This is a genomic window from Paraburkholderia sp. Ac-20347 (assembly GCF_017104805.1).
Classification (GTDB): domain Bacteria; phylum Pseudomonadota; class Gammaproteobacteria; order Burkholderiales; family Burkholderiaceae; genus Paraburkholderia; species Paraburkholderia tropica.
Genome location: NZ_JAAGPN010000224.1, coordinates 1 through 13,647, shown reverse-complemented (window position 1 = coordinate 13,647; position 13,647 = coordinate 1). Strand labels below are relative to the sequence as shown.

At 67.2% G+C, this 13,647-nt stretch carries 10 protein-coding genes; 5 read left to right on the top strand and 5 right to left on the bottom strand.

Annotation, left to right across the window (positions count from 1 at the left end; genetic code table 11):
• The 3 genes from G3N97_RS29640 to G3N97_RS29630 form a co-directional block, all read right to left on the bottom strand.
• Positions 1-1,300: cytochrome c (locus G3N97_RS29640; RefSeq protein WP_205996503.1), on the bottom strand; the 1,300-nt coding region annotated here is incomplete at its 3' end.
• A gap of 37 nt (positions 1,301-1,337) precedes the next feature.
• A complete protein-coding gene (locus G3N97_RS29635) occupies positions 1,338-3,584 on the bottom strand; it encodes a xanthine dehydrogenase family protein molybdopterin-binding subunit (RefSeq protein ID WP_205996502.1) in 2,247 nt (748 codons plus the stop codon).
• Position 3,585: 1 nt separating this feature from the next.
• On the bottom strand, positions 3,586-4,041 hold the full coding sequence (locus tag G3N97_RS29630; protein WP_065059480.1) for a (2Fe-2S)-binding protein: 456 nt from the start codon (positions 4,039-4,041) through the stop codon (positions 3,586-3,588).
• A 333-nt stretch (positions 4,042-4,374) separates the two neighbouring features.
• Between G3N97_RS29630 and G3N97_RS29625 the strand changes: the two genes are divergently transcribed.
• Entirely contained in the window at positions 4,375-4,767 is a 393-nt protein-coding gene (locus tag G3N97_RS29625) for a hypothetical protein (protein WP_205996501.1), read from the top strand.
• A 46-nt stretch (positions 4,768-4,813) separates the two neighbouring features.
• On the opposite strand, the gene prpR is transcribed toward G3N97_RS29625, so the two are convergent.
• On the bottom strand, positions 4,814-6,811 hold the full coding sequence (gene prpR, locus G3N97_RS29620) for a propionate catabolism operon regulatory protein PrpR (protein ID WP_205996500.1): 1,998 nt from the start codon (positions 6,809-6,811) through the stop codon (positions 4,814-4,816).
• Positions 6,812-7,011: 200 nt separating this feature from the next.
• On the opposite strand from prpR, the gene prpB reads away from it, so the two are divergent.
• The 4 genes from prpB (at position 7,012) to prpF (ending at position 13,128) form a co-directional block, all read left to right on the top strand.
• A complete protein-coding gene (prpB, locus tag G3N97_RS29615) occupies positions 7,012-7,902 on the top strand; it encodes a methylisocitrate lyase (RefSeq protein WP_205996499.1) in 891 nt (296 codons plus the stop codon).
• Positions 7,903-7,956: 54 nt separating this feature from the next.
• Positions 7,957-9,123, top strand: coding sequence for a 2-methylcitrate synthase (gene prpC, locus G3N97_RS29610; protein WP_205996498.1), 1,167 nt, complete (start codon positions 7,957-7,959; stop codon positions 9,121-9,123).
• Positions 9,124-9,282: 159 nt separating this feature from the next.
• Positions 9,283-11,874: a Fe/S-dependent 2-methylisocitrate dehydratase AcnD gene (acnD, locus tag G3N97_RS29605; RefSeq protein ID WP_205996497.1), complete on the top strand. Its 2,592-nt coding sequence runs from the start codon at positions 9,283-9,285 to the stop codon at positions 11,872-11,874.
• 63 nt (positions 11,875-11,937) lie between these two features.
• Positions 11,938-13,128: a 2-methylaconitate cis-trans isomerase PrpF gene (gene prpF, locus G3N97_RS29600; protein WP_205996496.1), complete on the top strand. Its 1,191-nt coding sequence runs from the start codon at positions 11,938-11,940 to the stop codon at positions 13,126-13,128.
• Between the two features lie 105 nt (positions 13,129-13,233).
• Here prpF and G3N97_RS29595 read toward each other — a convergent pair.
• A partial coding sequence (locus tag G3N97_RS29595; RefSeq protein WP_205996495.1) for a peptidoglycan DD-metalloendopeptidase family protein occupies positions 13,234-13,647 on the bottom strand: 414 nt, incomplete at its 5' end.

Here is a 13,647-nt window from a genome sequence, read left to right as displayed (position 1 = left end):
TCGACTGCGTCGCGCCGCGCAATTTCGCGACGTCCGCCGCGCCCACCGCGCCGCTCTTGTTGTTCCAGCCCGCGCGGATAAAGCTCAGCACCTCGGCGATCTGCTGGTCGTTGAGCTGGTCGCGATACGCGGGCATCGGATACGGCGCCGGGATGCCCTGGATCACCAGGTCGCCGGTGCCGTTGAGCGTGACGTTGATGAGCGACGACGCGTCCTTTTCGAGCACGTTCGGATTGCCCGCCAGCGGCGCGAACATCGGCGCGAAACCGCGTCCGTCGGCGCCGTGACAGTGCATGCAGAACGCCGTGTAGACGCGCGCGCCCGCGTCGTTCGCGGGGCGTCCGAGCGACACCTTCGTCGCCTGCGGATCGTACGCATAGGCGGGCGCGCCATCGCCGCCCGCCGGCGGCAGCGATTTCAGATACGCGGACATCGCCTGCACGTCCGCGTCGTTCATCGCCTGCGTGCTGTTGTTGATGACGCTCGTCATCGCACCGAACGCCGACGCGTGCTGGTTCGCGCCCGTCTTGAGGAACTGCGCGAGGTCGGCCTCGCTCCAGCGTCCGAGCCCCGTGTTGTGCTCGCCCGTCAGATTCGATGCGTACCAGTTGTCGAGCAGCGCGCCCGTGAGGAACGCGTTGCCGCTCTCGTCGAGCGCCTGCTCGTTGAAGCCGATGCCGCGCGGCGTGTGGCACGAACCGCAATGGCCGAGCCCTTGCACGAGATACGCGCCGCGATTCCATGCGGCGTCCTTGTCCGGCTTGTCCTGGTACGGGCCCTTCTTGAGGAAGAACACGTTCCAGATCTTGAGCGGCCAGCGCATGTTCATCGGCCACTTGATGTCGCTGTCGCGATTGGCCTGTTTCACGGGCTGCACGCCGTGCATGAAGTACGCGTAGAGCGCGGCCACGTCGTCGTCGCGCACCTTCGCATAGGACGGATACGGCATCGCCGGGTAGAGATTGTGGCCGTCCTTCGCCACGCCCTCGCGCAGCGCGCGCGCGAAATCGGCCTGGGCGTAGCCGCCGATGCCCGTGTCCGGATCGGGCGTGATGTTGGTCGTGTAGATGTGGCCGAGCGGCGTGCTCATCGGCAGGCCGCCCGCGAACGGCTTGCCGTGCGGCGCGGTGTGGCAGGCCGCGCAGTCTCCGGCGGCGGCGAGGTAAGCGCCGCGCTGGATCAGCGCGTTATCGGCAGAGTTAGCGGATGTCGCGGGCGTGGCGTTGTCCTGTGCATACGCGAACTGCGGCGCGAGCGTGCAGGCGAGCGCGGCGAAGGCCATGCGCGTGACGGCAAGCATGGCGGCGCTGTGGATCGTTTTCATCGTCGTCGCCTCCTCAAGCCGTTTTCGTGTTCATGAGCTGACGGCCCACCGGCAGCTTGCGCAGCCGCGTGCCGGTCGCCGCATAGATCGCGTTCGTGACCGCGGGCGCGAGCGCCGCCGTGCCCGGTTCGCCGATCCCGCCCGGCGCTTCCGTGCTGGGCACGATATGCACCTCGATCACGGGCGATTCGTCGATGCGCAGAATCCGGTAGTCGGTGAAATTGGTCTGCGTGACGCGGCCGCGCTCGATCGTGATCTCGCCATACAGCGCGGCCGTGATGCCGAACACGATGCCGCCCTGCACCTGCGCCTCGATCGTGGTCGGGTTCACGACCATGCCGCAATCGACGGCCGCCACCACGCGATTCACGCGCACCTCGCCGTCGGTCACGGTCACGTCGGCGACCATCGCGAAGAAGCTGCCGAACGCGTGCATCACCGAGACGCCGCGCCCTTGTCCCTTCGGCATCGGCGGCCCCCAGTTGGCCGCACGCGTGGCGACGTCGAGCACGCCCAGCGCGCGCGGCGACTTGCCGAGCAGATTGCGCCGATAAGTCACGGGATCGGTTTTCGCGGCCGCCGCGCATTCGTCGACGAAGCTCTCGACCACGAAGGTGCCGCGCGTCGGGCCGACGCCGCGCCAGAACGCGGTCGGCACCGTATGCGGCTCCTGGCGCACGTATTCGATCAGCTGATTCGGCAGGTCGTACGGCAGATCGACGGCCACTTCCACCGCGTCGGGATCGACGCCGTTCTTGAACGCGGGCGGCGCGAAACGCGCCATGATCGACGAGCCGACGATGCGGTGCTGCCACGCCGCCGGCTTGCCGTTCGCGTCGAGCCCCGCCGAGATGCGGTCGTAGTAATACGGCCGGTACATGTCGTGCTGGATGTCCTCCTCGCGCGTCCAGAACACCTTGACCGGCGTGCTCACCTGCTTGCCGACCTTGAGCGCCTGGATGATCGCATCGACTTCCAGACGCCGCCCGAAACCGCCGCCGAGCAGATGGTTGTGCAGCACGATCTGCTCGGGCTTGAGACCGGTGACGGCCACGCCCGCATCGACCGCGCGCGTGGGCACCTGGGTGCCGACCCAGATCTCGCAGGCATCGGCGCGCACGTGCACGGTGCAGTTGATTGGCTCCATCGTGGCGTGCGCGAGAAACGGCTGCTCGTACACGGCCTCGACGCGCGTTTTCGCGCCGTTGAACGCCTGCTGCACGTCGCCGTCCTTGCGCGCGACCGCGCCCGGCTGCTGCTGTGCCGCATTCGCCAGATCGCCGACGATCTGCTGCATCGACAGATTCGCCGCCGCGCCTTCGTTCCACTCGATCACGAGCGCCGCCGCGCCGCGCTTCGCGGCCCACGTGTGCGCGCCGATCACGGCCACGCCGTTGTCGATCTTGACGATCTGCGTGACGCCCGGAATCTTGCGCGCGTGCGTGTCGTCCACGCGCACGAGCGTGCCGCCGAACACCGGACAATTGACGATGGCCGCGTAGACCATGCCGGGCAGCCGCACGTCGAGGCCGAACAGCGCCGAGCCGTCCACCTTCTCGGGCGAGTCGAGGCGTCGGGTCGGCTTGCCGATCAGCGTGAAATCCTTCGGGCTCTTGAGCGCCACGTTCTGCGGCGCGGGCAGCTTCGCGGCGGCGTCGACGAGTTCGCCGTAGGCGGCGCGGCGCCCGCTCGCGTCGTGCAGCACCTGGCCGCTCTTCGCGTGGCAACTGGCCGGATCGACCTGCCATTGCTGCGCCGCCGCCGCGATCAGCGCGGCGCGCGCGGTCGCGCCCGCCTGGCGCATCGGCTCCCACGCATAGCGGATCGAGGTCGAGCCGCCGGTCAGCTGGCCGCCGAGCAGCGGATCGGTGAACAGTTTCGCGTCGGGCGGCGCGTGATCGAGCGTCACGCTGTCGAGCGGCACTTCGAGTTCTTCGGCGATCAGCATCGGAATCGACGTGTACACGCCCTGCCCCATCTCCACCTTCGGGATGATCAGCGTGACCTTGCCCGCGCGGTCGATCTGGATGAACGCGTTCGGCTCGAACACGCCCGATTGCGGCGTCTCGTTGCCGTCGCCGCCGACCACCGAGCGGCGCGCGGCGCTATCGCCCTGCGCGCCCGCCGAGAAGCTGAAACCGAGCAGCAGACCGCCACCCGCCGCCGCGCCGAGCTTGAGAAACGCGCGGCGCGAAACCTGCGATTGAGCGGCGCGCGCGTGCGCCGCGCCGTTTTGCGCGTCGAGAAGACCTTGTGACATCTCAGGCCTCCTTCGCGGCTTGCTTGATCGCCGCGCGGATGCGGCTATAGGTGCCGCAGCGGCAGATGTTGCCGGTCATGGCGGCGTCGATGTCGGCATCGCTCGGGTTGGGATTCGCCGCCAGCAGCGCCGCCGCCGACATCACCTGCCCGGACTGACAGTAGCCGCACTGCACCACGTCGATCACGCGCCAGGCCTTCTGCACTTTCTGGCCCGCGGGCGTCGCGCCCACGGCTTCGATCGTCGTGATCTTGCGGCCTTCGAGCGCCGCGACGGGCAGCACGCACGAGCGCACCGCGACGCCGTCGAGATGCACGGTGCACGCGCCGCATTGCGCAATGCCGCAACCGAACTTCGTGCCGGTCAGGCCGACGATGTCGCGCAGCACCCAGAGCAGCGGCATGTCGGGTGGCGCGTCGATCGTGTGGGTCTCGCCGTTAATGGTTAACGTCGTCATGGGGCGGCTCTCCGGTGTGGGGATTTGTCGGTTATCGTCGATCAATCGAAGGCCTGGCGTGCGCGTTGTTCCGGCGCGCCGCGCAAATCACGCGGACGGGGCGCGGATCCCACGCCATGCGGCCTTGCGAGGATTCGCGGAGTGTAGCGCCGACATTAAAGACCTGCCGACAAGCGTGCCGCCGAGGCGTTGAAGCGCGAGCGTCATGCAAGCGCCGGCGCATGCGCGCCGCATGATAACGACGCGCAGGCGGCCCTTGCGCTACCATCGATAAATTCAAGATTGCGACGGCGCCTGCGCGCCGCGTCGCCCACTTTCGAAGGAGCCGCCACGATGGACGAAGCCCGCGCGATTCAATTTCTCAACGAGATCCGCAAGCCCCTGCTCACGCTGCACAAGGCGATCCTCGACCACGAGCGCGCCGAGTACGAACGCGAGTTCGGCGCGACCACGCCCGCCGCCTTTTTGCAGGCGCTGATCAACGGGACGGGTTATCGCTGGCTGATGCCGCTCTCGACGGTGATCGCCAACGTGGACGAAACGCTCGACGCCAAGGACGCCAAACCCGAAGACCGCGTGGGCGCGGTGGAAGGCGTGTCGGGGCTGTTCTCGGGCGAGGAATCGAAGGAGTTCTACGAGCGCTATCAGGCGCTTCTGCAAAAGAGTCCCGAGGTGCTGCATCTGCACGGCGCGGTCGCGCAACTGCTCAACGGCATCAAGAACTGAGGCCGCGCGGCGCGCCTGGGTTGCACGCGTCAGTTAACGCATAGGATCAGCGCTTCGCGGCCCGCAAGCGCCGCCACAGCGTGGTCTTGCTGATGCCGAGCTGTTCGCACACGCGCTCGCGGTCGCCGCCGCAGGCGTCGAGCGCCGCGCGGATTTCGTCGGCCTGCGCGCTCAGGGTGCGCTCGCGCAGCGTCGGCGGGGCGTCGCCGGGTTCTGGCGGCGTATCGTTGTCGATATCGCGCGACGCTGCGCCCAACGACGCCTCGCGCGCCGCCGCGAACACTTCCGGCGCGATCGCGCGCAACACCTCGGGCGTGATCACGTCCACATCGGAATCCGCGAGTTCCACCACGATCCGCTCGACCACGTTCTGCAACTCGCGCACATTGCCGGGCCACGCATGGCGTTCGAGCGCGCCGCCGATCGGCGCGAGCGCGCGCGTCGCATCGTCCTGCGTGCGGATTCTCAGCGCCACGCGCGGCTCGCGTCGCGCCGATTGCAGCAGCAGTTCGGCGGCGAGCGGCTCGATATCGGCGCGCCGTTCGCGCAGCGGCGGAATCGCCAGATTCAGAATATTCAGCCGATAAAACAGGTCCGCGCGAAACGCGCCGGTCTCGATCTGCTCGGTCAGCGCGCGATGCGTCGCGGCGACAACGCGCACGTCGACGCGCGTCGGTTCCGTCGCGCCCAGCCGCACCACTTCGCGCTCCTGCAGCACGCGCAGCAAGCGGCTCTGCAGCGGCAAAGGCATTTCGCCGATCTCGTCGAGAAACAGCGTGCCGCGATGCGCCGCCTCGATCAGCCCGACCTTGCCGCCGCGCCGCGCGCCCGTAAACGCGCCTTCCTCGTAGCCGAACAGCTCGCTTTCCAGCAGCGCCTCCGGAAACGCGCCGCAATTGATCGCGACGAACGGAAAATCGCGCCGCGCGCTTTCGCGATGCAGCCCCTGCGCGACCATCTCCTTGCCGGTGCCGCTTTCGCCGCGAATCAGCACGGTCGCATCCGATTTCGCGTAACGCTGCGCCAGTTGCCGCACGCGCGCGATGCCGGGCGTCGCGCCGCTCAGATCGGCGATGCGCCAGCGCGCCACGAACTGCTGCGTGCGCTGCCGCGAGCGCAGCGTGCGGTCGAGCCGCTCCACCGCGCGCGACTCCTGAAACGTCAGCACCGCGCCTGTGGTCACGCCGTTGTCGACGAGCGGCCCGCGATGCACGACATAGCTCACGCCGCGCACGGTTTCGAGCGATTCGCCGTCGGCGTCGGGTAGCGTGAAGGCGATGTCGGGCGCGAGCGCGGCGAGCGGCTGCCCTGCCGCCGTCGACGGATCGATGCCCAGCACGCCCGCGAGACGCTGATTGATCGCCTCCACGCGGCCGCGCGCATCGAGCGCGACCACGCCGTCACGCAGATGCTGCAACACGCTGTCGAGCCGCTGACGCCGCTGCGTCTCGCGCCACGTGGCCTGCACGACTTCGAGCGCGTTATCGAACGCCGCATGCACCGACGAGCGCGAATAGACGAAAAACGGCACCAGCCCGAGCCGCGCCGCGAGATCGTTGACGAGACCCGGCCCGACCACCGCGCCCACGCCGCGGTCGCGCAGATCGAGCACGCAGGCCTCGGCGTCCTGCACGGTGCGATACGACGCGAACACCACGTCGATGCCATAGGCGCTCGCGAAGCGCCGCACCTCGCTGGGCGTCTCGCCGTAGGTGACGAGCGCGACCAGATCGGCCTCGCGGCGTGCGCGGGCGAGCGCCTGCATCACGTCGAAGCCGGTGGGTTGCACGAGCACGACGGGCAGATCGACGCGCGACTTCAGATACGTGCCGTTCGAGCCGGCCGCCACCACCACGTCGGGGCGTTGGCCCGGACCGGCGGCGGCGATCTCGGCGGCGGCTTCCTCGAAGCCGCGCGGCACCACGCGCAGGTCGGCGCGGTCGTCGTATTCGCGCGCGATGTCGCGGAACAGATCGCGCAGGCGGCTGATGCCCATCGCCCAGACGCGCGGGCGAAATTCCGAAGGTGCGGGAAAGCGGTTCATGAGTTGACTGCGGCGGATTTCACGGGATTCCGTTCATTATTGCGCCTCGATTTCAAATTTGAAATCAACATTTCATTCTCGAAATCGGGGCGTGAGCGACACGCGCCGCGATCCGGCGCAAAATCAACGCGTTAGCGGCAGGCCTTCGCGCTGGCACGGTATCTGCAGTATCTGCGCCCGTTCCTTCGGAGACTCAACACATGAACAGCAAATCCCCCTCGAGCGCCGGCGCGAAATTCCGCGCCGCCGTGGCCACCGAACACCCGCTGCAAGTCGTCGGCGCGATCACCGCCTACGCCGCGAAGCTCGCCGAGCAGACCGGCTTCAAGGCCGTCTATCTCTCCGGCGGCGGCGTGGCCGCGAACTCGCTGGGCGTGCCGGACCTCGGCATCAGCACGATGGACGACGTGCTGATCGACGCGCGCCGCATCACCGACGCGGTCGACATTCCGCTGATGGTGGACATCGACACGGGCTGGGGCGGCGCCTTCAACATCGCGCGCACGATCAAGTCGTTCATCAAGGCGGGCGTGGCGGCCGTGCACCTCGAAGACCAGGTGGGCCAGAAGCGCTGCGGTCATCGTCCGGGCAAGGAAGTCGTGCCGACCGACGAAATGGTCGACCGCGTGAAGGCCGCCGTGGACGCGCGCACCGACGACCAGTTCGTGATCATGGCGCGCACCGACGCGGCCGCCGTGGAAGGCATCGACGCCGCGATCGAGCGCGCCATCGCCTACGTGGAAGCGGGCGCGGACATGATCTTCCCCGAAGCGATGAAGACGCTCGACGACTACCGCCGTTTCCGCGCGGCCGTGAAGGTGCCGATCCTCGCGAACTTGACCGAGTTCGGCTCGACGCCGTTTTTCACGACCGACGAGCTCAACAGTGCGAACGTGGACATCGCGCTCTACTGCTGCGGCGCGTATCGTGCGATGAACGCGGCGGCGCTGAACTTCTACGAGACGGTCAAGCGCGACGGCACGCAGAAAGCCGCCGTGTCGACCATGCAGACGCGCGAGGATCTCTACAAGTACCTCGGCTATCACGCTTACGAAGACAAGCTCGACGCGCTGTTCGCGGCGAAGAAGTAAGCGGCCCGCGCCGCCCCCCAATCATTCGAGACATCCAGAAGAGAGGAAGACATCATGAGCGAAACGGATAACAGCACGCAGGCCGCAGGCGGTTTCAAGCCCAAGAAGTCGGTCGCGCTCTCGGGCGTGGCGGCGGGCAACACCGCGCTGTGCACGGTCGGTCGCACCGGCAATGACCTGCACTATCGCGGCTACGACATTCTCGATCTCGCCACCGCGTGCGAATTCGAGGAAGTCGCCTATCTGCTGGTGCACGGCAAGCTGCCGAACACGGCCGAACTCGCCGCGTACAAGACCAGGCTCAAGGCGCTGCGCGGCCTGCCCGCGAACGTGAAGGCGGCGCTCGAATGGGTGCCCGCCTCCGCGCATCCGATGGACGTGATGCGCACGGGCGTCTCCGTGCTCGGCACGGTGCTGCCCGAGAAGGACGATCACAACCTGCCGGGCGCGCGCGATATCGCCGACCGCCTGATGGCCTCGCTCGGCTCGATGCTGCTGTACTGGTATCACTATTCGCACAACGGCAAGCGCATCGAAGTGGAAACCGACGACGACTCGATCGGCGGCCATTTCCTGCACCTGCTGCACGGCGTGGAGCCGTCGAAGTCGTGGGTCGATGCGATGCACGTCTCGCTCAACCTCTACGCCGAGCACGAGTTCAACGCCTCGACCTTCACGGGCCGCGTGATCGCGGGCACGGGCGCGGACATCTACTCGGCGATCACGGGCGCGATCGGCGCGCTGCGCGGTCCGAAGCACGGCGGCGCGAACGAAGTGGCGTTCGAGATCCAGTCGCGCTACGACGACGCCGATCAGGCGGAAGCCGACATTCGCGCGCGCGTCGAGAAGAAGGAAGTCGTGATCGGCTTCGGCCATCCGGTCTATACGATCTCGGACCCGCGCAACAAGGTGATCAAGGAAGTCGCGAAAAAGCTCTCGAAGGAGCAGTCGAATCTCAAGCTGTTCGAGATCGCCGAGCGCCTCGAATCGACGATGTGGGACGTCAAGAAAATGTTCCCGAACCTCGACTGGTTCAGCGCCGTTTCGTATCACATGATGGGCGTGCCGACCGCGATGTTCACGCCGCTGTTCGTGATCGCGCGCACCGCAGGCTGGAGCGCGCACATCATCGAGCAACGCATCGACAACAAGATCATCCGCCCGAGCGCCAACTACACCGGTCCGGAAAACCTCAAGTTCGTGCCGATCGGCAAGCGCTGATCCGCGCTTCGTGCTCACCAGTCGTCCGGACGGCATAGACCATGCGGACGACTGCACGACGGCGGCGCGTGTGCGTAGAGTGACGGCGTGAAGTCGTCGCCTGCGCCGCGCGCCGCGGCAACCCGCTGCAAACCTACTCAAACCATTGGTCCCCAAGCCGTGAATACCGCCCATCGCAAAGCCCTGCCCGGCACCCGGCTCGATTACTTCGACGCGCGCGAAGCCGTCGAGGCCATCCAGCCCGGCGCCTGGGACACGCTGCCGTACACCTCGCGCGTGCTCGCCGAAAATCTCGTGCGCCGCTGCGAACCGGCCACTCTCAACGCCTCGCTCGCGCAGCTCGTCGAGCGCAAGCGCGACCTCGATTTCCCGTGGTATCCGGCGCGCGTCGTCTGCCACGACATTCTCGGCCAGACCGCGCTCGTCGACCTCGCCGGCCTGCGCGACGCCATCGCCGATCAAGGCGGCGACCCGGCCAAGGTGAATCCGGTCGTGCCGGTGCAACTGATCGTCGATCACTCGCTGGCCGTGGAGTGCGGCGGCTTCGATCCGGACGCGTTCAAGAAGAACCGCGCGATCGAGGACCGCCGCAACGAAGACCGCTTCGACTTCATCAACTGGACGAAGAAGGCCTTCAAGAACGTCGACGTGATTCCGCCCGGCAACGGCATCATGCACCAGATCAATCTGGAGAAAATGTCGCCGGTGATCGGTGTGCACGACGGCGTGGCCTATCCGGACACCTGCGTGGGCACCGACAGCCACACGCCGCACGTGGACGCGCTCGGCGTGATCGCCATCGGCGTCGGCGGCCTCGAAGCCGAGAACGTCATGCTCGGCCGCGCCTCGTGGATGCGCCTGCCCGACATCGTCGGCGTGGAGCTCACGGGCAAGCGCCAGCCCGGTATCACGGCCACCGACATCGTGCTCGCACTGACCGAATTCCTGCGCAAGGAAAAGGTCGTGGGCGCGTATCTGGAATTCCGCGGCGCGGGCGCGTCGAGCCTCACGCTCGGCGACCGCGCGACCATCTCGAACATGGCGCCCGAATACGGCGCCACGGCCGCGATGTTCTTTATCGACGATCAGACGCTCGCGTATCTGCGCCTCACGGGCCGCGATGAAGAACAGGTGAAGCTGGTCGAGACTTACGCGAAGACCGCGGGCCTGTGGGCCGATTCGCTCGCGCACGCGCAGTACGAGCGCACGCTCACGTTCGATCTGTCGAGCGTGGTGCGCAATATGGCGGGGCCGTCGAATCCGCACAAGCGCCTGCCCACGTCCGACCTCGCAGCACGCGGCGTCGCTGGGAAATGGGAGGAAACGCCGGGCCAGATGCCCGACGGCGCGGTGATCATCGCGGCCATTACGAGCTGCACGAACACCAGCAATCCGCGCAACGTGATCGCCGCCGCGCTGCTCGCGCGCAATGCGAACGCGCGCGGCCTCACGCGCAAGCCGTGGGTGAAAAGCTCGCTTGCGCCGGGCTCGAAGGCCGTGGAACTGTATCTGGAAGAAGCGAAGCTGCTGCCGGATCTGGAGAAGCTGGGCTTTGGCATCGTCGCGTTCGCGTGTACCACGTGCAACGGCATGTCGGGCGCGCTTGATCCGAAGATCCAGCAGGAAATCGTCGATCGCGATCTGTACGCGACGGCCGTGCTGTCGGGCAACCGCAATTTCGACGGCCGCATTCATCCGTACGCGAAGCAGGCGTTTCTGGCTTCGCCGCCGCTCGTGGTCGCGTATGCGATCGCAGGCACGATCCGCTTCGACATCGAAAAGGATGCGCTCGGCACGGACCCGCAGGGTCAGCCGGTGTATCTGAAAGACCTCTGGCCGAGCGACGAGGAAATCGACGCCATCGTGGCGCAAAGCGTGAAGCCCGAGCAGTTCCGCAAGGTGTACGAACCGATGTTCGCGGTCACGGCGGCGAGCGGCGAAACCACCGACCCGCTCTACGACTGGCGCGCGCAAAGCACCTACATCCGCCGCCCGCCGTACTGGGAAGGCGCGCTCGCGGGCGAACGCACGCTGCGCGGCCTGCGTCCGCTCGCGGTGCTCGGCGACAACATCACGACCGACCACCTGTCGCCGTCGAACGCGATTCTGGCGGATAGCGCGGCGGGCGAATACCTCGCGAAAATGGGCTTGCCCGAAGAGGATTTCAACTCGTACGCGACGCACCGCGGCGATCACCTGACGGCGCAGCGCGCAACGTTCGCGAATCCCACGCTCGTCAACGAAATGGCCGTGGTCGACGGCGCGGTGAAGAAGGGTTCGCTGGCGCGCATCGAGCCGGAAGGCCAGGTCGTGCGCATGTGGGAAGCGATCGAAACCTACATGGACCGCAAGCAGCCGCTCATCATCATCGCGGGCGCGGATTACGGCCAGGGATCGTCGCGCGACTGGGCGGCCAAGGGCGTGCGTCTCGCGGGCGTGGAGGTGATCGCGGCGGAGGGCTTCGAACGGATTCACCGCACCAACCTGATCGGCATGGGCGTGCTGCCGCTGGAGTTCAAGGCGGGCACGAACCGCACGACGCTCGGTATCGACGGCACGGAGACGTTCGATGTGCGCGGCGAGCGCACGCCGCGCGCCGAGCTGACGCTGGTGATCAATCGCAAGAACGGCGAGCGTGTGGAGGTGCAGATGACGTGCCGCCTGGATACGGCGGAGGAGGTCTCGATTTACGAAGCGGGCGGTGTACTGCAACGCTTTGCGCAAGACTTTCTGGAAGCAGCGCAAGCCTGACGAGCCCCACTCCCCTGCCCCCTCTCCCCAGGGAGAGGGGGCACAATTCGACACGGGATTTTTATGAGTCATCAACCCCAGATCAAGATTCCCGCCACCTACCTGCGCGGCGGCACCAGCAAGGGCGTGTTCTTCCGCCTGCCGGATCTGCCCGCTGCCGCACAACAGCCCGGCGTCGCGCGCGACCGGCTGCTGATGCGCGTGATCGGCAGCCCCGACCCCTACGGCAAGCAGATCGACGGCATGGGCGGCGCCACCTCCAGCACGAGCAAGACCGTGATCGTCGCGAAAAGCGAGCGCCCCGGTCATGACGTCGACTATCTGTTCGGCCAGGTCGCCATCGACAAGGCCTTCGTCGACTGGAGCGGCAACTGCGGCAACCTCTCGGCGGCAGTCGGCCCGTTCGCGATCAGCAGCGGCCTCGTCGATCCCTCGCGCGTGCCCGACAACGGCGTCGCGGTCGTCCGCATCTGGCAAGCCAACATCGGCAAAACCATCGTCGCGCACGTGCCCGTCACGAACGGTCAGGTGCAGGAAACCGGCGACTTCGAACTCGACGGCGTGACCTTCCCCGCCGCCGAAGTCCAGCTCGAATTCCTCGACCCCGCCGCCGAGGAAGAAGGCGCGGGCGGCGCGATGTTCCCCACCGGCCATCTCGTGGACGACCTCGAAGTGCCCGGCGTCGGCACGCTCAAAGCGACCATGATCAACGCGGGCATTCCCACCATCTTCGTGAACGCCGAAGCCATCGGCTACACGGGCACGGAGTTGCAGGACGCAATCAACGGCGACGCCGAGGCGCTCAAGAAGTTCGAGACCATCCGCGCGTACGGCGCGCTGCGCATGGGCCTCATCAAGCAGCTCGACGAGATCGCCACGCGTCAGCACACGCCAAAGATCGCCTTCGTCGCGAAGCCGGCGGCGTACACGGCGTCGAGCGGCAAGCGCATCGAAACCGGCGACGTCGATCTGCTGGTGCGCGCGATGTCGATGGGCAAGCTGCATCACGCCATGATGGGCACGGCCGCCGTGGCCATCGGCACGGCGGCGGCCATTCCGGGCACGCTCGTGAATCTCGCGGCGGGCGGCGGCGAGCGCAACGCCGTGCGCTTCGGCCATCCGTCGGGCACGCTGCGCGTAGGCGCCGAAGCCAGCCAGCACGAAGGCGAATGGACCGTCACCAAGGCCATCATGAGCCGCAGCGCGCGCGTGCTGATGGAAGGCTGGGTTCGCGTGCCGGGCGACGCGTTCTAAGCCGCGCTTCCCGGAAGCGCACGGTCACCGTTCGCGCAGATAAAAAACCGCCCTGACGCGGCAACGCATCAGGGCGGTTTGTGTTTTTCGGCGCGACGCGCGATTTCAGCTCTGCGGCGTCGGCAGATACGGCATCGGATCGACCGGCTTGCCGTCGCGGCGCACTTCGAACAGCACCGCCACGCGATCGTTGTTCTCGTTGCCCATTTCGGCGATCTGTTGGCCCTGATGCACCATGTCGCCGGTCTTCACCAGCAGGCGGCGATTATGCGAATACGCCGTCAGAAAGTCCTTGTTGTGCTGGACGATGATGAGGCTGCCGTACTCGTTCAGACCGGTGCCTGCATACATGACCTTGCCGTCGGCGGCGGCGAGCACCGGATCGCCCGCCTTGCCGGCGATCTCGATGCCGCGCGTCGTGCCCGCGGCAAACGGCTCGACCACCCGGCCCTGCGCGGGCCACACCAGCGTCACGCTGTTCGCGTGGCGCGCCACCTCGGCGGCCACGGCGCGGCTTTG

Excerpts from the sequence above, each read along its gene's own strand:
- prpB (WP_205996499.1), top strand. The coding sequence starts at position 7,012 with ATGAACAGCAAATCCCCCTCGAGCGCCGGCGCGAAATTCCGCGCCGCC.
- prpC (WP_205996498.1), top strand. The coding sequence starts at position 7,957 with ATGAGCGAAACGGATAACAGCACGCAGGCCGCAGGCGGTTTCAAGCCC.
- G3N97_RS29630 (WP_065059480.1), bottom strand. The coding sequence starts at position 4,041 with ATGACGACGTTAACCATTAACGGCGAGACCCACACGATCGACGCGCCA.
- prpR (WP_205996500.1), bottom strand. The coding sequence starts at position 6,811 with ATGAACCGCTTTCCCGCACCTTCGGAATTTCGCCCGCGCGTCTGGGCG.
- prpF (WP_205996496.1), top strand. The coding sequence starts at position 11,938 with ATGAGTCATCAACCCCAGATCAAGATTCCCGCCACCTACCTGCGCGGC.
- G3N97_RS29635 (WP_205996502.1), bottom strand. The coding sequence starts at position 3,584 with ATGTCACAAGGTCTTCTCGACGCGCAAAACGGCGCGGCGCACGCGCGC.
- G3N97_RS29625 (WP_205996501.1), top strand. The coding sequence starts at position 4,375 with ATGGACGAAGCCCGCGCGATTCAATTTCTCAACGAGATCCGCAAGCCC.